This window comes from Streptomyces reniochalinae (assembly GCF_003323735.1).
GTDB lineage: Bacteria > Actinomycetota > Actinomycetes > Streptomycetales > Streptomycetaceae > Streptomyces > Streptomyces reniochalinae.
Genome location: NZ_QOIM01000022.1, coordinates 158,261 through 179,302 on the forward strand (window position 1 = coordinate 158,261; position 21,042 = coordinate 179,302).

Consider the following 21,042-nt stretch of genomic DNA (forward strand, 5'->3'; position numbering starts at 1 on the left):
CGGCGAAGGGCCGGTTATGCCGCGAGGGCCAAGGGGAGGGCGGCGCGGGTGAAGGCTTCGGCCTGCTGCCAGGTCAGCCGCCGCACATCGGTCATGGCCGACACGGCGGCGGTCTCGATCGCCGCGCAGGCGGAGTTGAGGTCGTCCGCGCTCTCTGCGCTGACAGTGAGCAGCCCGGTGACGGCGACGTCCGCGTGCCCGGTGATGAGCTGGCGCTCGCGTTCCTTGACGTCGGCGTACTCGACGGCGTCTTCCTCGGAGTCGACCTGGCCCTTGCGCTGGCGTTCGGCGGCGTCCGCGATCACGCTGGCCTTCTTGCGCTGCACGTCCTTGAGTGCGGAGTCCAGCCCCTTGGGGGTGTAGGTGATCGAGAGGGTGCGCCGTACTCCCGAGGTGAACAGGAGCTGGTGCAGGAAGCCGGGGCTGGTTTCGGTGCGGGGCCAGTTCTCGATCCAGTACGTCGCGTGGTGGGCGGTGTCGGTCTGGACGTGTTCACCCTTCTCCACCAGGACCACGGGGCCTGCAGCGGCGGGGTTGGCCTGCGGGCGTCCGGTCTGGGACCACTGGTCGAGCGCGGCGGAGGAGGCGGGGTCGTAGGCGGTCCGGATCACCGCTGCGATCTCGTCGGCGGACAGCCAGCCGCTGGGGGCGAGGCCGGAGTTGCGGGCGGACTGGTCGAAGGTGGAGGTGAGCTGGGCCAGCACGGCGAAGGCACCGGTGAGCCCGCCCCCGCCCTGGTTGATCAACCGGCGGGCGGCCTTCATGTCGAGGGCGAGTGCGACGTACGCCTCGTGCGGTGCGGCTGCCGGTCCGGCAGCCTCCAGGAGGTCCCGGTAGACGGCCCCGGCCAGCGGGGTATCAGCGTCGCCGTGCTCGGTCCAGTACCGGTTGAGCGCGTCCCCGCTTTCGGGGACGGTGCGCTCCAGGACCTGGATGCGGGCGACGTGTCCGGTGCGGGCGAGCGCGGCCAGCGTGCGGCCCCAGCCGGTGACGTTGCCAGCTTGGGTGGCGGGGTCGAGCAGCGCGAAGGCGCGGGCCGAGACGCGGACCACGGCGGTCAGGGTGCCCGCGTGCGGATCGTGGACCGCGCCGAAGTGCCCGTTCGGCGCGGTGACCACTCGGAGCGAGGCGGCGGTACCGGGAAGGTGCAGCAGCCCGTCCCGGCGAGGACGGGTGGCGGGCCGGGCCAGCCATACCAACTGGCCCTTCGCACGACGCAGCGCGTAGCGGAGTGCGATGGGTGCCCAGTCGGCCAGTGACCGGCCCCGGTGCCGCACGAAGACGACCGCCAGCAGCAGCGCCCACAGCGGTATGAGCTTCAGCGCGCCAGGACGCCGGAGGTGAGCAGAACCGCGAGCAGCAGCAGACCAGCGAGCGCGACGCCCAGCAACTGCGGTACGGAGAGCCCCATCAGCACACCCCGGCGGGTGCGGTGAGGGAACTTCACGGTGGCCGGGCCGTCGGATGAAGAGGTCTCGGAGAGCATGGCAGAGCCGTCCTTGAAAGCAGAGGAGAAGAGAGAAGAAGGGGACGGGGCGGGCGGCCGGGCGGGCCTGAGCCCGCCCCGTCCGGTGAGGGCTCTAGGAGCCGGAATCACCGGGTGGGCCGGGGTGGACCCACCGCTGGGGCGTGGCACCGCCCTGCGGTGGTGGCCCGCTCGACGCGGGTGGTCCGCCCGCTGAAGGCGCCCTACGCATCGACCCTGCCGACCTGTCAGAGGAGCCCTGGCCACCACTGCTGGAGCGTGCACCGGATTCCTGACCGGTGCGGCGGATGAGCGGCTGGCCCTGGTCACCGTCGGTCGGAGGCCGACGGATGAGCGCGCGGCCCTTGTCGCCCGCAGCGGCTGGGTCTTCGCCGAAGCGGAAATTGGTCTGCTTCGGCTTGACCTGGCCGCTGCCGGAACCGCCGCTCGGGTCGATGCCCGAGGCGACGCCGCCGGCGCCCTGGCCCGGGATCTTCGACGGACCCTGTGGAGCCATGCCGCCGGTCTTGGCCTGCATCGCGAGCTGTCCTGCGGTCTTCGCCGCCCCGGCCGCCGTACCGACTCCGGCGACGCCGGTGCGGTGCAGGTCATCGTGCCCGCCGCCGTCGGCCGCCCAGTGCACGAACTTGTAGGTCGCGTACGGGCAGAGCAGGACGAGGACCATGACGACCATGCCCGATATAGCGTCCGAGAGCGCCGCCATCCCGCCGTCGGAGTCGGACTTGCCCATCGCGGAGACGCCGAGGGGGAAGACGATCGTCATAAGCAGCTTGCTGACGATGAGGGTGGCGGTGGCCTCGATCCAGCCCCTGCGCCAGCGCTTGGCGACCTCCCAGCCGCCGCCCGCGCCGGCGAAGACGGCCAAGGTCACCAGGACGAGGATGCCGACCTTGCGGGCGACCATCACGGCCCAGTACAAGAACGCGCCGACCGCGCATCCGAGCGCGACGATCGCGGGCACGCCCCAGCCCAGGCCGTACATCGCCCCCAGCTCGTTCACCTTGATCACGCGGCGGATCGCATCGTCGACCGAGGAGTTCGCCGCCTTGAACAGCCCCGCGCTCAGCGCGTCCACGACGGTGAGCGCGACGGTGGTGCAGGCGATGGCGGCGAAGGCGAAGAAGACGCCGATCATCGTCCCGAACGCTGCCTGGGCCAGCGCGCGCTCGTCCCGGCGCCAGGCGGCGCGGGTCAGCTGGAGACAGAACGTCCCCACGGTGAGCACGAGCCCGATGGGCAGGATCAGCTCGTAGTTGTGCCGAAACCACTCGGCGTTCAGATCGACGGCGGTGGTCTTGTCCACCGCTCGGGTGGCCAGGTCGGCCGCGGACTGGGCGACCTCGCCCATGCTCTTGGCGATCCAGGCCCCGATGCCGTCCGTGATGACCTCGCCGGTCTTCCCGGCCACGCCGCCGATAGCCCCGCACACGTGATTCATCAGGGGAAGGTCACAGGCCCCCACGGGACACCTCCTTCCGTATCGCGGTTTCGCCGGTCATGGGGCGACCTCCGGCAGCACGCCCGACAGCGCGCAGTCGTGGTGAGGCCGGCACTGGACGGCGAGGGTGGTCGAGCGGGGCTCGGCCCCGGCGCCCGAGCCCTTCCAGGCGATGGACTGCTTGCCGGTCACGGTGACCGCGTAGACGTACGCCTCGGTGATGCCGCCGGGGTCCTGGGACATGGCGGTCTTGAACGCCTCGGGGAAGTGGCCCTCGCTCACCTTGGCGGTGGCGTGCTGGTGGTTGTCGTGCATCCGCGACCACAGCGCCTTGCCGGGCACCTCACCGCTCACGGACGCCCAGTCGGCGTACTTCTTCTCGCTGGTCATCCACCGCTTGAGCCCAGCCATGTGCTCAGCCCGGGAGAGGCGCTGTGTGTCATACGTCCACAGCGCCTTGGTCGCCGCCTTCGCGAACGTCACTGGATCGTCCGTGTGCGGCGGCGCGGCGACGGCCTCGTCCGTTTCCGGACGTAGCGCGGGGGAGTGCGGCGAAGCGCTGGGCTTCGGGTGAGCGTCCGCTCGCGGTTGCGGAGTCTCGGACCGGGTCAGGTAGGCGAGGAGGCCGGCGATGACCAGCAGCACCGCCAGGATGATGCCGATCATCGCCGAGCGACGGAGTACTGAGGAGGGCGCGACGGAGTCGTCCTGCGAGGAGCTGAGGCGTTTCTTCAATGTCGGCATCAGTGGACCTGCGTCCCCATCGCGGAGAAGAAGGCGACGATCCCGTTCGCCGCCCCGAGGAGCAGGGCGACGCCTGCGGCGATGGTGGTGCCCTTCTTGCCGTTCTGCTCGGCCTGGTGGCCGCCGCTGTGGTGGCCCCAGGCCCAGATCACCGCCGAAAGGGCCAAGGCCCCGACGGTGGCGATGATCCCGAAGAGGTTGATGGAGCCGATCACCTTCTTCAGCACGTCGAGACCAGGCAGGCCACCCCCCTTGGGCGAGACGCCTGGGTCGTAGGCCAGGTGCTGGAGATGCTGGGCGAGTTTCAAGGGAACTCCTGTTTCGGATCCGGGCATGCGGAAGCCCCGGAGGTTGTGCGAGAGAGAAATGAGGAGGGGGAGGGGAGAGCGCGTCAGGCGACGCGACGCGCAGCGAGGATCGAGGGCTGCCAGTCGGCGAGCCGGGTGATCTTGGTGACGTCGCCGGTGCGCGGGGCCTGGAGGAGCAGGCCGTGCCCGATGTACATGCCGACGTGCTCCGGGCGGGCGGCCGTGCCGCGGGTGAAGAGCAGATCTCCCGGCTTCAGCCGCTTCGGGCTGACCGCCTTGCCCTCTTTGACCTGTGTGTAGGTGGTCCGGGAGAGCTTGATGCCGCCGGCCTTGTAGGACGCCTGCATCAGACTGGAGCAGTCGCACCGGCCCATGGGGTCCTTGCCGTGCGCATCCGCGCACGAGCCGCCCCACTGGTACGGCGTCCCGAGTTGCCCCAGGCCCCACCGGATCGCCTTACGGACCGGCTTGGGCGCCGACGCCGGGATCGTGTAGCCCTTCGGGACGGACCCCTTCGGGATCGGGCCGAACGACGACCCGTCCTCGTTGCCGCACTCACCCCCGGCAGGGGCATCAGCCTTGTCGCCGTTGCTCTTGTCGGTGTCTTTGCCGGAACCGCCGGCACCGTTGAGGGACTTGGCGAGGGCCTTCTGGAGCGCCGTGGCCAGCGGCTCCCACTTCGCGTACGCGTCGGGGAACCCGCTCGCCTGGACCGCCTGGGCGGCCTGGGCGACGGTCATCGACTGCCAACCCGAGACCTTCTTCAGGCGCGTGTAGAACGAGGTCGCCGCGTGCACGGGATCGCGGACCTGCTGTGCGGTGCCCCAGCCCTGGCTCGACCGTTGCTGGAACAGCCCGAGGCTGTCCCGGTCGCCGTAGGACAGGTTCCGCAGACCCGACTCCTGCAACGCGGTGGCCAACGCGACCACCTGCCCCTGGGGCGGAATCTTCAGCGCGACGCCGGTGGCCTGGACCTTCTTCGCGTTCGGGATCTGCTCCTTGGGGGCATCGAGCCCGGACACGTGGACCGAACCGGCCTTGCCGTCGTCGAGGATCGTGCGCACCTGCTTGGAGACCGCCGCAGCGTCAACGTCGCCACCCGCGTCGTCTTTTACAGGACGCTTCAGCGCCGTGCGCACCGGCCATCGCCATCGCCAGCGGAGCGATCAACAGCATCGGCGCGGTCACCACCGCACCAGCCGTCAGAAGGGTCTTGTTCACGAGCGAGGACCGGGCACTAGACCGGGAGCGAGCCGACCGTCCGACCGTGGCGCCGGGCATTTCAGGGGGTGCCGCATCGGCAACTCCTTGCGTGTAGGCGGCGCGGTGCGGGCGCTCTCGTCGAAAAGGTCACCGACACCGCGCCGTTCAGGCATCCGAAATCCCCTTGTCGGGGTGGCAGCTCGGTGGCCGGGATCTGCTCACCCCGGCCACCGCGCCGCTTTAGCGAAGAGCGGCAGCAAACCGCGCTGGTAATCTCACGCGCCACATTCCACAGACGCCCTTTCTCCGGTCTGGAGACGTTCGACAGCAACGTGCTGAAACGACCCGCCCATTGGATGGCGCAACACGCATCAGCACAGCTCAACAGGGGCGGAACCGGGCCCTTCCCGGTGAGCATGCCGAGACTGTAGGGACGAATTCCGGCCGCGCCAAACGAGCCGAACCAGATGCCGGTGGCGGCCCGCTTCCGGCTTGGTGCGGCCGGAATCCCGCACTACTCTTCAGCGCGCACCGGCCCCAGCCCCCGAAACGCCAGGGGCAATTCGCCGAACATTCCTCTGCCACCCACGCCCCCCTGCGGGGCCGGGCGTGCGTGCACCGCTTCCTGAGAGAGAACCCGGTTATGCCTTATACCTTGCACCGAGGCGACGCGCTGAGCGTGCTGTCCGAACTCCCGGACGCCAGCGTCGATGCCCTGATCACCGACCCGCCCTACAACTCCGGCGGCCGCACCAGCTCCGAACGCACCGGACGCACCGCGTAGGCGAAGTACACCGCCGCGGACGCCGAGCACCAGCTCGCCAACTTCCCCGGTGAGAACCGCGACCAACGCTCCTACGGCTACTGGTTGTCGCTGCTGCTGACCGAGGCATACCGCACTACCGTCGAATCAGGCACCGCGCTCGTTTTCACCGACTGGCGCCAGCTGCCCACAACCACCGATGCGTTGCAGGCCGCCGGGTGGACATGGCGGGGCATCGCCTCCTGGCACAAGCCAGTCTCCCGCCCGCAGAAGGGACGGCTCAAGCAGTCCTGCGAATACATCGTCTGGGGCACCAAGGGACCCGTCGACGCCAACCGCAACCCCGTCTACCTCCCCGGCCTCTACACGGCCAGCCAGCCCCGCAAGGGACGGGTCCACATCACGCAGAAGCCGGTCGAGGTCATGCAGGAACTGGTGAAGATCTGCCCCGAAGCCGGCACCGTCCTCGACCCCTTCACCGGATCCGGCTCCACCGGAGTCGCCGCCCTGCGCGAAGGCCGTCAGTTCATCGGTATCGAGCTGACCGACCACTACGCCGACATCGCCGAACAGCGCATGGCCGACGAACTGACCCAGGACGACTTCGACCTCGCCGGACCCGAAGAGTGACCCCGGGCGAGAGACCGAGGAGGAAGGCAGAACGCGCGAAGGGGCGGTCGCACACCCGATACCGGTGTGCGACCGCCCCTTCGCACGGCTTGGTCAGGAAGCCGCGATGCTCCGCAGAATCAGCTCCTCGGCGCGCTCCAGGTCGGCGCGCGAGCGCAAGCTCACCTCGACGCCCGAGATCCCGAGGCACCCGATCTTGGTCACGTCACGGGTGAAGCCCTCCTCCAGCTCCACCGTCGCCGGATCGAGCTTCAGGTTCACCGCCACGACCTCCTTGCGCGGCAGCACCCGCACAGAGGCGAACTTCTTCAACCGCCGGTAGGTCAGGTAGTGCTGCTGCGGCTCCATCCACGCTCCCTCGGGCAGCAGCAGCCGCTCGTCGACCGCGCCGAACAACTCCTTCACCTTCGCCGGAGCCCCCTCCAGCCGATGCTGCGGCACGCTCACCACCGCCACCGGCTCCGGCCCCGTTCCGCTCGAAGAGCTCGGTGCCTTGGCGCGAGAGGAAGGCCCTCCAGCTCCGGCGACCGAGGCGATCAGCCGCAGCGTGAGCACGTCGTCGAAGACCTGGTAGGAGATCAGGTCGATCCGACGGCCGATTTCCTCCACGGCCACCGTGTCGTGGTACGTGAACTCCCCGGCCACGCACACCACCCGCGGGTTGCTCCAGTCCACCGCCCCGGCCGCCTCCGCACCGAGCCGGTCGGCGACCAGCCGCTCGAACTCATGGTGATGGTCCCGCAGCCACACCAGATACGACAGCGCCTGGTTGATCACGTTCTGATCCCGCGAGCGCTTGTACTCGATGACCACCGGAGTGCCGCTCTCATCCAGCCCGAGGGAATCGACCCGGCCCCGGTGCCGCCGACCGGTCCGGTACTCCGAGGCCAGGAACCGGATCCCGAGCATCGCCTCCATATTGGCCTCGATCAGCGACTGCAACTCCCGCTCAACCGCCACCGACGCACCCGGAATCTTCGTCGCCCGGCCACCTCTGACCCGGAAGACCTTCAGGTCGCCCATGTGCTCCTCCCGCTCCAGCACCATCACTGCCAGGCAGGAATCGAAGCGGCCACGCGCTTATTCCCGGGTGACCAAGGTGACCATCAACTGCGTCGTTCTTACCGCCGCGTATGCGGTCGGCTTCGGCTTGTTGCAGCGTGCTCGGTCTACGGCGGCCAGCTCAAGCTGGCTCAGCGTGAGCATAAGGGCGACGTACGAGTCACTTTCCGGGTTAACCGGTTCGTGAACCGGAGCAGGAGGGCCTGGCTCGTAAACGAACTGAAGGAAAATGCTTACCCGCCGACACAAAGCTATGGTCAGCAAGGGGTCGACCCCGCGCCTGCGGGGATGCTCCGTTCGGATGGTTCCGCACCGCCGTGCAGGCCGCGTCGACCCCGCGCCTGCGGGGATGCTCCCTGATGGAGCGGGTCGCCATCATGCCGGCGGCCGTCGACCCCGCGCCTGCGGGGATGCTCCTTTGACCGGGGAGAGCCAGCTGGTGGAGGTGACGTCGACCCCGCGCCTGCGGGGATGCTCCTCGCCACGATGGGGCGGGCGGCCCGGATCTGGCGTCGACCCCGCGCCTGCGGGGATGCTCCCCCGATCGCGGCCTCGACGAACTCAGCGGCCGTGTCGACCCCGCGCCTGCGGGGATGCTCCGGTCGAGGCCACGATCACGGCCGCGTGGCAGGAGTCGACCCCGCGCCTGCGGGGATGCTCCCGACGCCCGCGGCCTCCTGCCCGACCTCGCCCAGTCGACCCCGCGCCTGCGGGGATGCTCCGTACCCCCGCTCGGGGCGGGTGGTGAGCGAGACGTCGACCCCGCGCCTGCGGGGATGCTCCGAGAAGTGCGGCCAGGGCGAGGCCAGCGAAGAAGTCGACCTCGCGTCCGCGGGGGATGCTCCGGCCAGCAGCCCGCCCATCGTCATGCGCTCCCAGTCGACCCCGCGGGCGCGAGGTGTTCCACACCGGTCGTGAGGTCTGCCGAGGTGATGAGTCGCTCACGCGCCCCGGGGGATGGTCGGCAAATGAATGGACTCGGGGTGCAGGTGTATGCGCCACGCCTGTGGATGGTCCTGTGGCGTTGTCCTTGGCGTCATCGCTGTTGTCGACCTCGCACGGGAGGACTGGATCTGCGCTGGGGTCGACCCGAGGCGCCGGACGGCCGGTCCGATCCCGCGCCTTCGGGCCCGCGCTCCGGGTGTGAAGCCGACAGCGCGGGGTTGCTCATTCCCCGGGGTGCAAGCGGAGCCTGCTGGTGATTGTGGCGGGTGGTTTTCGCGGTTTTGGCCGGAGGCCGGTCCTATTGTCAGCGCTGCCATTTACGCTCCCTTCCGACGAGTTGATGAGGAGTGGGTGGCTGTGGAGCGATGGGAGTGCCCTGCGGAGCTGGGAGTGTTGTGGGGCAAATCGAAGGAGCGGGCCGGCGGGCGGATGAACCTGTTGATGTCGCATCTTCTCGATACGAGCGCGGTGGCCGAGTTGATGTGGGACCGCTTTCTTGCCCCTTCGACGCGCGAAGCCTTGGACATTGTGGCGGGAGGTGCAGGCCGGGGGCGCCCGCTGCTGGCCTGGTTGTGCGGTGTGCACGATTGTGGGAAGGCCACTCCGGCCCATCAGCGGCTGTGGTCTGAGGGCGCAGATCTCGTGCGGGCGGCAGGGTTGGCCTGGCGGGAGCCGCTGGCGGCGGCAGGGGCCAAGCGAAGCCGGTGGCGTCATGATTGGGCCGGAGGTCTGCTGGTCCGCGAGATGCTGAGTGCGGCCCGGTGGGAGCCGGGGCAGGTCGACTGGGTGTGGCCGTTGGTTGCCGGCCACCACGGCGCCTTTCCCACACTGCGTGACCTTCGAGAGCCCCCTAGGTCGAAGAGCCAGTTGAAAGGCACGGGACGGTGGCCGGAGGTTCAGCAAGCGGTGCTGGACGTCCTTACCCGCGAGCTGGGATTCGCTGAACTGTGCGAAGTGCAGCCGCAGGTCGTCCCCTCACGCGCGCTGCAGATGCAGTTGAGCGGGTTGGTGGTGATGGCGGACTGGATTGCAAGCGATGAGCGTCACTTCACCGGCATCGATGACCTCGGGTCGCTCTCCTTGAACGGCGCTCGTAAGCGGGCGCAGGCAGCGTGGGAGGTTCTGGGGCTGCGGGGTGGCTGGGGGGCCATGGCTGTTCCCGGCCCGGAGGCATTCGAGGATCGGTTCGGGTGTTCGCCGCGTGCGTCGCAGGTGATGGTGGTCGAGGCAGCCCGGCGTATGGGGGCGCCGGGGATGCTGGTGGTCGAGGCTCCGATGGGCGAGGGCAAGACCGAAGCGGCTCTGGCGGCGACTGAGGTTCTGGCCGCACGGTTCGGCGCGGACGGCGTGTTCGTCGGCATGCCGACCCAGGCGACGAGCGATCCGATGTTCACTCGTACGCGCAACTGGCTGGACGCTCTCGATCCGCGCCTTGCTTCCCAGGTTGCGCTGCTGCATGGCAAGCGTGCGTTCAACAGCGAGTGGAAGCGCCTCCTGGAAGATGGTGGAGAAGATCCGGGCGGATTCTTCGGCGGCGTCGATGAGTACGGCCTCGGCGACGATCCCTACGGGGCGACAGCCACCGTCGCAGAGTGCGCCGCCGAGCGGCAGGCGCCCGCTGAGTGGTTCCTGGGCGGCAAGCGTGGTCTGCTGGCGCCGTTTGTCGTGGGGACGGTGGACCAGTTGCTGTATGCGGCCACGCGCACTTGTCACGTCATGCTCCGCATGGCGGGCTTGGCAGGCAAGGTCGTGGTCCTGGATGAGGTCCACGCTTGCGACGTGTACATGAGCCAGTTCCTCTTGGAGGCCCTGCGCTGGCTGGGGCAGGCTCGGGTGCCGGTGGTGCTGCTGTCGGCGACGCTTCCGCCTGCGCAGCGCCGGGCGCTGGTCACCTCGTATCTGGCCGGGGCCGCGTCGCGGGAGGAGTTCCCGGTCGAGGTTCCCGAGACGGAGGGATATCCACGTGTGACCGCTGGCTGGCTTGGCGAGGGCTCCATGCCGCGCTTTTACGTGGACGCTTCCCGGAGCTGGCGTGACGATCTTCCGGTTGCTGTGGTGCCGCTGCCTGAGGAAGTACCGGGACCCCGCGCAACGAGCGGGGAGCGTAATGCGTCGCAGGCGGCTGCCGACGTCGCGGTGGGGGATCTGCTGGAGAAGGAACTGGCAGACGGCGGAACGGCGCTGGTCATCCGCAACTCCGTTGCCCGCGCGCAGAGTGCGTACCAAGAACTCCGAGGCCGGTTCGGCGACGAGGAAGTGCGGCTGCTGCACGCGCGTTTCACCGTCGCGCGCCGTGCTGAGCTGTCAGAAGAGTGTCTGGAACTGCTCGGTCCCAAACGTCCGAGCCGCTCTGGGAAGGGGCGGCTCGTTCTGGTCGCCACGCAGCTCGCGGAGCAGTCGTTTGATGTAGATGCCGACCTGCTGGTCACCGACCTGGCCCCCGTGGACCTGCTGCTTCAGCGCATGGGACGTGTCCACCGCCATGCAGACACTCTCCGGCCCGAGCGGCTGCGCGAGCCGCGCCTCTACGTCACAGGTTTCCAAGTGCGAGAGGACCGCGAGCCGGCGTTCGTCTACGCGAGCGAGAAAATCTACGGCCGTGACCTCCTGTTGCGTACCGCGGGCGTGCTGCCTGCCAGTGGCAGATGGTGGTCAGTGCCGGGAGGTGTGCCGACTCTGGTGGAGAAGGTGTACGGGACGCATGCCGAGCTGTTGCCAGGAAGCTGGCGTTCAGCCGGGGCACATGCGGCCGAGGAGCAGGCCGACGCGGATCAGCGGCGTGCGGAGTCCGCGCGCGAGTTCCTCCTCACGCGGCATGGCGAGCACGAGAAGCCGACTCTGGCCGGTCTGCACTATGGCGGGGCCTCGGCCGGAAGCAGTGAGGAGAGGCTGCAGGCGGCGGTGCGCGATGGTGAGGAGTCCGTCGAAGTCATTCTTGTTGCGCGGAACGCCGAGGGAGAGACTTTCCGTACGCTCAGGGGCCGCTCACTGAGCATCAACGGGGATGTGGCGCCGGAGCTGTTGGACGAGGTCCTCGGCTCAACGGTACGCCTTCCGTCGAAGTTCACCGGCGATGCCTTGGCGCTCACCCCGCTTCCGGCCTGGCACGGTCACCCCTGGTTGGGCCGCAGCCGGGCGCTGGTGCTCGACGGTGCGCGCCGTGCCCGGCTGGGCACGGCGGCACTCCGCTACGACGATCTGTTGGGCCTGTGCGAGGAGCAGGCGGGCAGCTGATCGCCGATTCCCATCCCCGCGATGCGCGGGGCCGACGCGTTGACCAGACGCAAAGAGGGGTCATCCCCGCAGGCTGGAACGAAGCTTGCCCGCAACGCGAGGCCAACAAAGAGACGAGTACCAGTTTCCAGAAACCCCCGCGCCGCGTCCACTGTTGTGGCTAGCCTGAAGAAGTTAGACGTAAAGACTTCCTCTTGGAGGGAAGCGATGTCTCCTGCCTTTCCGTTAGCCGACTCCCCATGGCTGTCGTTACCCCCAGCATCCGGTGGCCCGGCGGTCGAGCACAGTCTGCGCCACGTGCTGTTGGAGGCTCACACGCTAGGCGAGCTAGTGGTCAGCTCGCCCACACAACGGCCAGCGGTTTTACGCCACTCGCTGCTGCCGGTGGTTGTTGATGCGCTGGGGCGCCCTGCCGACGAGCGGGAGTGGGTGCGCTGGTTCGAGGCCGGCCGGTGGTCTGACGAACAGCGTGAGCGCCTCGATGTCTATCTCGATGAGTACGCCTTCGATCTCTTTGATCCCCAGCGACCTTTTGCCCAGGTGCCGGACCTGCGTACTGCGAAGGACGAGACGAAAGGGGCGGGCTTGCTCGTTGCGACCGAGGCGACCGGTAATAACGTCCCGCTCTTCGCCTCTCGCACGGAGGGCGACCCCCCGAAGCTGACCCCGCCCCAGGCCGCTCACTGGCTCCTGCACGCGCACTGCTGGGACACCGCCGCCATCAAGAGCGGCGCCGTAGGAGACCCGAAGACAAAAGCAGGCAAGACCACGGGGAATCCGACGGGGCCACTGGGGCAGATGGGCGTCACGCTGCCGACCGGTCGCACACTCTACGAGACACTGCTGCTGAACATTCCCGCCGGCCCGCCCTTGCGCTCGGATGACCTGCCGCAGTGGAAGCGCCCTGAGACCGCGACTCCGCAGTGGCAGGAGCGCCTGCCCGCTGGCCTGCTGGAGGTGTGGACCTGGCAGTCCCGCCGCATTCGCCTCATCCCTGAAGAGACCGACGAGGGACTGCGCGTGATCCGCGTTGTCGTTGCCGCCGGCGACCGGATGCCCCACACCCCTGAGTTCGACCCGCACACCATGTGGCGGCTCGAACCCACCGGCAAGCCGCGTGCCGGCACGTCACGCACGGGGAAGATCCGCCCGCCGCGCCGGCCGCTGCGTATGCAACCGGGCAAGGCAGCCTGGCGGGGCCTGGACGCGCTGCTGGCTCCAGAGCGTCAGGCGAGGGATGCCAGCGAGGATACGGCGGGGTTCGCCACCAGCGTCCTCTTCGACCAGGCCGGTGCGGTTCGGGCCGACCTCGGAGACGACTATCCCCTCCGGGTCGAGCTGACGGGCATGGCGTACGGCAATCAGTCCGCCGTCGTGGAGGACGTCATGTTCGACGCGCTGCCCCTGCCGCTGGCCGCGCTCGGTGGCGACACCTTGGCCCATGCCGCTGTGCTGGAAGTAGCCGAACAGGCCGAAGACCTGGTCAGGGCCGTCAACCGTCTCTCAGCAGATCTGCGGCGTGCCATGGGCGCGGAACCGATCCCCTGGGACAAGAGCCAGCGCCCCGGTGAACTTCTTCTCCACGCTCTGGACCCGCTGGTGCGCCGCTTCCTGGCCGGACTGCGCCGTGCGGGTGAGGACCTTGATGCGATCGAGGCAGGACAGCTCGCGTGGGAGCAGTTGGCCCGGCGTCGGGCCTGGGAAGTCGCCGACCGCCTGCTGCAGTCCGTCCCTCTGGCGGCATACGCGGGCCGCACCATCTCCCAGGGAGAAGGTCGGCAGGACCGTACGTATCGCGCGTCGTTGGCCGAGGCGTCTTTCACCAACCGCTGCGATGAGATTCTCCACCGCGCCACCGAGGACCGCCGGCAGGCGGGCCGTCCCCTCATGCCGGGAGACGATGATGTCTGACACCGATCACCGCGCGCAGCGCATCTGGAACAAGTACATCGCCGCTGACGGCACGTGGCGCCGCAAGGAGAGCACGGCGGCCGAGAAGCGTCCGCCAGGAGAAGAGCTGGCCATCCTGCGCCGGGGTCTGAGCCGCCCGGCCGGCACGGTGCTGCCGATGTTCGCGTTCTACACCTGCCCGGTCGACGACTTCGCCGCCAGGCGCGGCGAAGTCTCGGCCGAGCAGGAGGCTGAACACGCTGCCCTGGCGCTGTTCGGTCTGCACCAGCAGAGCAAGGAGCGTCCCATGCACCGCGGCGGCGTCTCCCTCGGTCGCGCCATGCGCGCGCTGCGCCATCACGACCGCTCCAGCCCGGAAGCCGTCGACTCCCGCTTCGAGCAGGCGTTCTCGGCGACCGGGCCCGAGACTTTGCAGTTCCGGCTGCGGGGGTTGGTCACGCAACTCAAGGGCATCGATCAGCCGCTCGACTACGACCGGCTCGCCGAGGACCTCTACGCCTGGCGGCGCCCGCACTCCCGCTCCCGCGTACGCCGGCGCTGGGGACTGGATTACTACGGCTGGACCCAGGACCGGACCGGCAAGGCCGGTCCCGCCGCAGCCCCGACCACTGCCCCTTCCTGACCGGCGCACATTCCACTTCATCCGCCGTCCGGCCCAACCATGGAGAGCTTCATGGCACCTCACTGCTTCGTTGACGTGCACGTTGTACAGACCGTGCCCCCGGCCAACCTGAACCGCGATGATCAAGGCAACCCCAAGGAGGCCGTCTACGGCGGGGTACGCCGCTCACGCGTCTCCTCCCAGGCGTGGAAGCGCGCCACACGGCTGCACTTCGACGCTCAGGCCCCCGAGCCCGAACGTGCCACGCGCACCAAGCGCATCCTGGGCCAGCTCACCGAGAGAATCGCCCGCAACACCGGGCTGGAGACAGAGCCGGCGACACGGATCGCCACCGCCGTGCTCGCCCAGCTCGGCCTGAGTCAGGGCAAGAAGGCGGGCGATACTGCCTACCTTCTCTTCTACGGCCAGGCACAACTCGACGACATCGCCGCCCTGGTCACCGAGCGCGCTGCCGAGCTTTCGACTTTCGACGACAAGCAACTGGCCGAGGCCGCCAAGGAGCTGCCCGTTACGGCAGCCCTGCAGACCGGGCACCCGATGGGCGTCGCGCTGTTCGGCCGGATGGTCGCAGACATCCCCGCCCTGAACGTCGATGCCTCCGTACAGGTCGCCCACGCTCTCTCGACCCACGAAACGCAGCTGGAGTTTGACTACTTCACTGCGGTCGATGACGAGAACGAAAAGGAAGAGACCGGCGCCGGGCACATCGACTCCATCGGCTTCAATTCCGCCACCCTCTACCGGTACGCCACCGTCGGCCTCGGCCAGCTCAACGCCAACCTCGGAGGCGACACCGACGCTGTGCTCGATGCACTCGACCGGTTCGTCGACAGCTTCGCCCGCTCCGCACCGACCGGCTACCAGAACGCGTTCGCTCACCGCACCCGTCCCAGCCTGGTCGCCGTGGTCGTGCGCACCGACCAGCCCGTCAATCTCGTCTCCGCCTTCGAAGAACCTGTCCCGGCCGAGGCTGGCATCCAGGCCGTATCCGCCCGCCGGCTCGCCGAGGAGCACGCCACGGCGGTGCGCATGTGGGGCGACGAGCCTCTCCACACTGCCGTCACCCACACCTTCACCACAGGCGATTCCCGCACCAAGGACACTGCAGAAGTCCTCACCCAGGCGTTTGGCGAACCGGTCGCCTTCCCCGAGCTGCTGTCCGGCCTCCGAGCCCGCCTCACGCAGGCCATGGAGGCGGCGTGACCCCCCGCGAGCCCGGCTCTGTCCTGCTGCTGCGGCTTGCCGGGCCCTTGCAGTCCTGGGGGGACCGCAGCGCCTTCAACCGCCGCGAAACCCGGCCTGAGCCGACCAAATCCGGCGTCATCGGCCTGCTGGCCGCCGCAGCCGGCCGCCCCCGCCAGGCAAACCTCGATGACCTGGCCAGCCTGGACCTGGGCATTCGCATCGACCGGCCCGGCAGTCTGCTGCGGGACTACCACACTGTCAGTGACTACCGCGGACGCCCGCTGCCCTCGGCCGCCGTGACCGCCAAAGGGCGCCAAAAACCCACCTCCCCCGCCAAACACACCCATGTCACGCAGCGCTTCTACCTCCAGGACGCGGTCTTCCTCGCCGCCGTCACCGGCCCCGAGCCACTGGTGACCGCACTCGACCACGCCCTGCGCCATCCGGCCTTCCCCCTCGCACTCGGCCGCCGCTCCTGCGCTCCGGCCCAGCCCATGAACCTCGGCCTGCGTACCGGCACGCTGGAGGAGGCACTGCGAGAAGAGCCCTGGCAGGCACCCCGCCGGGTCATCAACCGATGGGGCCGCGACCACGGCAGCGCCGACCGCATCGACCTGCCCGCCACCCTCGACGACCCGGCGGGAGATGACGTACGGGACGACGTACCGGTCTCCTTCGCCCCGAAGAACCGGGCCTACACCACCCGCCACGTGCGCCACACCTACCTCAGCGCGCCCACCGGACTCGTCCCCGACCCCACCGCACCGCCGCCCGCCGACGGCGGCCACGACCCCTTCGCCCTCCTGGGCTGGTGACCCGACATGCCGTTCCTCTCCCGCATCCGCATCAACCCTCTGCGCGCCGAGAGCCGCAAACTGCTCAGCAGCCCCCGGGCCATGCACGCCGCCGTCCAAGGAGGGCTACCCGGTGCCCCCGACGAAGAACGCACGCTGTGGCGGCTGGACGACGACAACCCCTACCGCCCCCACCTGTTCGTCCTCACCGCCTCCCGCCCGGACTGGACCCACCTCGTCGAGGCCGCAGGCTGGCCCGAGGCGGACGGTGAGCACTACGCCATACGGGACTACAAACCGCTGCTGGACCAGCTCGCCCTCGGCCGTGAGTTCGCCTTCCGGCTGACCGCCAATCCCGTCCAGAACACCAACCGCCCCACCAAACCCACCCGCCGCCAGGCCGAACGCCTCGCAGCCGGCGAACGGCGCAGCTTCCGCCTCGGCCACCGCACCGCCGCAGCCCAACTCACCTGGTTCCTGGCCCGCACACCCCGCTGGGGCTTCGAAATCCCCCAACCCCCCAGCCTGGAGGACACCCACCACACGGACGGCGAACAGCCCCGCGACGTACGGATCGTCGCCCGGGACCGACGCACCTTCCGCAAAGAAACCTCACCGAAAGAAGCACGGGTCGTCATGCACGCCGTCACCTTCGAAGGCCGACTGCGCGTCACCGACCCCCACACCTTCACCGACAAACTCCTGGGCGGCATCGGCCCGTCCAAGGCCTACGGCTGCGGCCTCCTCACCCTCGCACCCCTCACCACAAGGACCTGAGCCGTGCCCGACATCTGGTGGAAGGCCGACCCCCAAGACCTGCACCGGCTCGCCGACCGCGTCTCCAGCGTGTACGTCGAACGCAGCCACCTGGACCGCGACGAAAACGCCGTAGTCATCATCAACAAACAGCAAACCGTCCGCGTCCCGGCCGCCATGGTCGCCGTCATGCTGCTCGGCCCCGGCACACGCGTCACCCACGGCGCCATCCGCCTGCTCGCCGACTCCGGCACCGCCATCTGTTGGGTCGGCGAACAAGGCGTCCGCATGTACGCCACAGGCCTTGGCCCCAGCCGCGGAGCCGGACTCCTGCAGCGCCAAGCATGGCTCGTCACCCGCCCCAAGGAACGCCTCGCCGTCGCCCGCGCCATGTACGGCAAACGCTTCCCCGACGAAGACGTCAGCGGATTGACCATGCAGCAACTCCGCGGCCGGGAAGGAGCCCGCGTCCGCAAAATCTACCGGGCCCAGTCGCAGCGCACCGGAGTGCCGTGGAACGGTCGCATCTACAAACCCGGCGACCCCCACGCTGCCGGAGACGACCTCAACCGCCTGCTGTCCGCAGCCAACGCCGCCCTCTACGGCATCTGCCACGCCGTCATCACCGGGCTCGGCGCCAGCCCAGGCCTCGGCTTCGTCCACACCGGCTCCGCCCTCTCCTTCGTCCTCGACATCGCCGACCTCTACAAAGCCGACTACACCATCCCCCTCGCCTTCGACCTGGCAGCCAACGGCCTCACGGACGAACGCGACGCCCGCCTCGGCCTACGCGACCACATCGCCCGCGACAAGCTTCTCAACCGCATCGTCGAAGACACCAAAGCTCTCCTAACCCCCCAAGGCACCGACATCGACGAAGCCGAAGCACACCTGCTGTGGGACGAACATCTTGGCACCGTCTCCGGAGGCATCAACTGGTCCGCCGATGACAGCCATATCGCCGTCATCGGCCCCGAACTCGACGAGAGCGGACCGGCCCGATGACAGTCATCCTCCTCGTCGCCGCCCCGGAAGGTCTACGCGGCCACCTGACTCGCTGGATGGTCGAAGTCAGCGCCGGCGTCTTCGTCGGCAACCCCAGCCGCCGCATCCGCGACCGCCTATGGGAGCTACTGGCTACCCGCATCGGAGACGGCCAAGCCGTCATGGTCGAACCAGCCACGAATGAACAAGGCTGGGCAGTCCGCACGGCCGGCCGCGACCGCTGGCGCCCCGTCGACTTTGACGGCCTCATCCTCTCCGCCCGCCCCCGAACCCAACCGAACCAAAACACCCCTACACCGCGATAAACCCCCTGGTCAGCAAGTGTGGACCCCGCGCCCGCGGGGATGTTCCTTGGTGGGACAGATGTCTGTCGCTCCCGTCCCCGTGGACCCCGCGCCCGCGGGGATGTTCCGCCCCGCCGGTACCCCTCGACACGCTGCGCCCCGTGGACCCCGCGCCCGCGGGGATGTTCCCTGGCCCACGCATCCCGCGTCGCCCTCCAGCGCGTGGACCCCGCGCCCGCGGGGATGTTCCCTGCGAACCCCCATTGTTTGACAGGGTTGGTCGGTGGACCCCGCGCCCGCGGGGATGTTCCGCCTTCACCTCGACCTCAGCCGGGAAGGTAGTAGTGGACCCCGCGCCCGCGGGGATGTTCCGCCTTCACCTCGACCTCAGCCGGGAAGGTAGTAGTGGACCCCGCGCCCGCGGGGATGTTCCGCTGCGGGTGCTCCCATCCGGCGCGGCCGGAGGAGAGCTCGCGCACCAGTGGACCCCGCGCCCGCGGGGATGTTCCCACGTGTTCCTCGTGGCGGACACTGGCGGCGGCGTGGACCCCGCGCCCGCGGGGATGTTCCCTGCCCCCAGTGCGGCGGGTCGGGGGTGCGCTGGTGGACCCCGCGCCCGCGGGGATGTTCCCGACGGGAGCCAGCGGGCGGAGCTGTACGCCCCGTGGACCCCGCGCCCGCGGGGATGTTCCGCGTCCTTCACTGGCATGTCAGTCCCCCTTCTCGTGGACCCCGCGCCCGCGGGGATGTTCCCTGGCCCACGCATCCCGCGTCGCCCTCCAGCGCGTGGACCCCGCGCCCGCGGGGATGTTCCGCCGGACCTCATCCCGTCGCATCCCGACTTCGGGTGGACCCCGCGCCCGCGGGGATGTTCCGCTCACAACCTCGATCACCGCACCCACCCCCTCGTGGACCCCGCGCCCGCGGGGATGTTCCGGCAGGGGGATTCATGGAACACGGCGCCCCACAGTGGACCCCGCGCCCGCGGGGATGTTCCGCTGTCCCGCGAGGCGACGTACATCGACGAGGAGTGGACCCCGCGCCCGCGGGGATGTTCCTCGACTGCATGAGTGGTTCGCCGAGCCCGTTGTGGTGGACCCCGCGCCCGCGGGGATGTTCCTCGCACTTCATCGCCAGTGCGACCAGGATGGCGGTGGACCCCGCGCCCGCGGGGATGTTCCCAGGCACATGATGATGACGACGACGGTGCCGCCGTGGACCCCGCGCCCGCGGGGATGTTCCGCCGTCCTTGAACGTCTTGACCGGCTTGTCACCGTGGACCCCGCGCCCGCGGGGATGTTCCGCTCGGCCACGCCGCGCTCGCCGCACTGTGGGTGTGGACCCCGCGCCCGCGGGGATGTTCCGAACGTCCGCGGTCTGCTCCTCGGCGCCGGACTGTGGACCCCGCGCCCGCGGGGATGTTCCGGGAGGGACCATGGACGACCGTATCCGGCACTCGTGGACCCCGCGCCCGCGGGGATGTTCCCGGGGTGAGGGGGACGTCTACGTACGCAACCAGGTGGACCCCGCGCCCGCGGGGATGTTCCGTCCACTCTGATCCTCTCGGGTCAGTACGAAGCGTGGACCCCGCCGCCCGCGGGGATGTTCCGCTGCGGGAGGTACGGCACTTCTGTCATGCCGGGTGGACCCCGCGCCCGCGGGGATGTCCCAGGCGGGATCGCTCCGCCCTCCCGCCCCACGCGTGGACCCCGCGCCCGCGGGGATGTTCCGGAGGCTGCCGAGCACGAGCAGCGGATCAGCGAGTGGACCCCGCGCCCGCGGGGATGTTCCGAGCCGCTGCGCTGGCCCTTGGTCCTAGGCGCGGTGGACCCCGCGCCCGCGGGGATATTCCGCCCGGGTCCTGGACCCGGGCTTTCTGCTGCCTGTGGACGGAGGAGCTCTGTTACGACCTGGGCCGGCGGATCTTTCGAGACTGCCGGCTGCGACTCGGCACGGTCACTACTGACGCGGCGGGCATGCTCCCAGACGCGCTGGATCACGCCCTGACCCGGGCGGCGGATGCCGACGCGCGGACGGCCTTCGTCTACCTCACTCCCACCCATCACAACCCCACCGGCCGCACCATGCCGACGGCCCGCCGCCGGTCCCTACTGGAGGTGGCCGCCCGGCACGAGCTACTCATCGTGGAGGACGACGCCTATGCGGAACTGCCCCTGACCGAAGGCCGCACGCCCCCACCGTCGCTGGCCGCCCTGGCCGGCTACCGACGGGTTATCCGGCTGTGCAGCTTCTCCAAGACACTCGGCCCCGGCCTGCGCGTGGGCTGGCTGCTCACCGACCGCGCCCTGGCCGTGCGGCTGGCTTCGCACGGGTTGTTCGTCAGCGGGGGGTCGCTCAACCACACGACATCCCTCGCAGTGAGCACCCTGCTCTAGAGCGGCGCCTTCGACCGTCATCTGACGTCGTTCCGTGTCGAGTTGCGAGCCCGCCGCGACACTCTCGTCGACATGCTGCGCGCGGCGGTGGGAGATCGGCTGGAATTCCGGACGCCGCGGGGAGGCTTCTTCCTGTGGCTGCGCTTCCTCGACGGCGACGTCGCACCCACCAGGCCGTCCATGCATACCGGAGGGGTCGCCCCCGCCGCCGCCCGCGTCCCGCAGTGGACCGCCACTTGGGGGGGGGGGGGGGGGGGGGGGCCGCCCGGAGCCGCG

At 69.5% G+C, this 21,042-nt stretch carries 13 protein-coding genes, 3 pseudogenes and 2 CRISPR repeat arrays; of the genes and pseudogenes, 10 read left to right on the forward strand and 6 right to left on the reverse strand.

The window, feature by feature from the left end; translation table 11 throughout:
- Positions 1–14: 14 nt before the first annotated feature.
- The 5 genes and pseudogenes from DQ392_RS04400 to DQ392_RS04420 all read right to left on the reverse strand — a co-directional run bounded on the left by DQ392_RS04400 (position 15) and on the right by DQ392_RS04420 (position 5,152).
- A pseudogene (locus DQ392_RS04400) lies at positions 15–1,486 on the reverse strand (SCO6880 family protein).
- A gap of 94 nt (positions 1,487–1,580) precedes the next feature.
- On the reverse strand, positions 1,581–2,948 hold the full coding sequence (locus tag DQ392_RS04405; RefSeq protein ID WP_425470478.1) for an SCO6881 family protein: 1,368 nt from the start codon (positions 2,946–2,948) through the stop codon (positions 1,581–1,583).
- Between the two features lie 33 nt (positions 2,949–2,981).
- Positions 2,982–3,668: a hypothetical protein gene (locus tag DQ392_RS04410; RefSeq protein WP_114014132.1), complete on the reverse strand. Its 687-nt coding sequence runs from the start codon at positions 3,666–3,668 to the stop codon at positions 2,982–2,984.
- Entirely contained in the window at positions 3,668–3,976 is a 309-nt protein-coding gene (locus tag DQ392_RS04415) for a DUF6112 family protein (protein WP_019359485.1), read from the reverse strand. Before DQ392_RS04415 ends, DQ392_RS04410 begins: the two co-directional genes overlap by 1 nt.
- An 83-nt stretch (positions 3,977–4,059) precedes the next feature.
- Positions 4,060–5,152 (reverse strand): annotated as a pseudogene (locus tag DQ392_RS04420) (C40 family peptidase).
- 670 nt (positions 5,153–5,822) lie between these two features.
- On the opposite strand from DQ392_RS04420, the pseudogene DQ392_RS04425 reads away from it, so the two are divergent.
- Positions 5,823–6,572, forward strand: a pseudogene (locus tag DQ392_RS04425) (DNA-methyltransferase).
- 93 nt (positions 6,573–6,665) lie between these two features.
- On the opposite strand, the gene DQ392_RS04430 reads toward DQ392_RS04425, so the two are convergent.
- On the reverse strand, positions 6,666–7,619 hold the full coding sequence (locus tag DQ392_RS04430; protein WP_342774910.1) for a DUF5655 domain-containing protein: 954 nt from the start codon (positions 7,617–7,619) through the stop codon (positions 6,666–6,668).
- A gap of 282 nt (positions 7,620–7,901) precedes the next feature.
- Positions 7,902–8,417: direct repeats of the CRISPR family, unit length 28 nt; unit sequence GTCGACCCCGCGCCTGCGGGGATGCTCC.
- A 519-nt stretch (positions 8,418–8,936) separates the two neighbouring features.
- Between DQ392_RS04430 and cas3 the strand changes: the two genes are divergently transcribed.
- The 9 genes from cas3 (at position 8,937) to DQ392_RS04475 (ending at position 20,766) form a co-directional block, all read left to right on the forward strand.
- Positions 8,937–11,813, forward strand: a complete 2,877-nt coding sequence (gene cas3 / locus DQ392_RS04435; RefSeq protein WP_245981174.1) for a CRISPR-associated helicase Cas3' — start codon at positions 8,937–8,939, stop codon at positions 11,811–11,813.
- Positions 11,814–12,020: 207 nt separating this feature from the next.
- Positions 12,021–13,724 (forward strand): type I-E CRISPR-associated protein Cse1/CasA, encoded by a 1,704-nt coding sequence (gene casA / locus DQ392_RS04440; protein WP_114014136.1) that lies wholly within the window; start codon positions 12,021–12,023, stop codon positions 13,722–13,724.
- Positions 13,717–14,346: a type I-E CRISPR-associated protein Cse2/CasB gene (gene casB, locus DQ392_RS04445; RefSeq protein WP_114014137.1), complete on the forward strand. Its 630-nt coding sequence runs from the start codon at positions 13,717–13,719 to the stop codon at positions 14,344–14,346. Before casA ends, casB begins: the two co-directional genes overlap by 8 nt.
- A 51-nt stretch (positions 14,347–14,397) precedes the next feature.
- The gene (gene cas7e, locus DQ392_RS04450; RefSeq protein ID WP_114014138.1) at positions 14,398–15,549 is read left to right on the forward strand and encodes a type I-E CRISPR-associated protein Cas7/Cse4/CasC; all 1,152 of its coding nucleotides are present in this window, start codon (positions 14,398–14,400) and stop codon (positions 15,547–15,549) included.
- The gene (gene cas5e / locus DQ392_RS04455; RefSeq protein ID WP_114014139.1) at positions 15,546–16,346 is read left to right on the forward strand and encodes a type I-E CRISPR-associated protein Cas5/CasD; all 801 of its coding nucleotides are present in this window, start codon (positions 15,546–15,548) and stop codon (positions 16,344–16,346) included. Before cas7e ends, cas5e begins: the two co-directional genes overlap by 4 nt.
- Before the next feature lie 6 nt (positions 16,347–16,352).
- The gene (gene cas6e / locus DQ392_RS04460) at positions 16,353–17,102 is read left to right on the forward strand and encodes a type I-E CRISPR-associated protein Cas6/Cse3/CasE (RefSeq protein ID WP_114014140.1); all 750 of its coding nucleotides are present in this window, start codon (positions 16,353–16,355) and stop codon (positions 17,100–17,102) included.
- 3 nt (positions 17,103–17,105) lie between these two features.
- Positions 17,106–18,086: a type I-E CRISPR-associated endonuclease Cas1e gene (gene cas1e, locus DQ392_RS04465; protein ID WP_114014141.1), complete on the forward strand. Its 981-nt coding sequence runs from the start codon at positions 17,106–17,108 to the stop codon at positions 18,084–18,086.
- Positions 18,083–18,391, forward strand: a complete 309-nt coding sequence (gene cas2e / locus DQ392_RS04470; RefSeq protein ID WP_114014142.1) for a type I-E CRISPR-associated endoribonuclease Cas2e — start codon at positions 18,083–18,085, stop codon at positions 18,389–18,391. The genes cas1e and cas2e overlap by 4 nt, the downstream gene beginning before the upstream one ends.
- 18 nt (positions 18,392–18,409) lie before the next feature.
- A CRISPR array of direct repeats spans positions 18,410–19,918; the repeat unit is 28 nt; unit sequence GTGGACCCCGCGCCCGCGGGGATGTTCC.
- 236 nt (positions 19,919–20,154) lie between these two features.
- Positions 20,155–20,766, forward strand: a complete 612-nt coding sequence (locus DQ392_RS04475) for an aminotransferase class I/II-fold pyridoxal phosphate-dependent enzyme (RefSeq protein ID WP_425470481.1) — start codon at positions 20,155–20,157, stop codon at positions 20,764–20,766.
- The last annotated feature ends 276 nt before the right edge of the window (positions 20,767–21,042 follow it).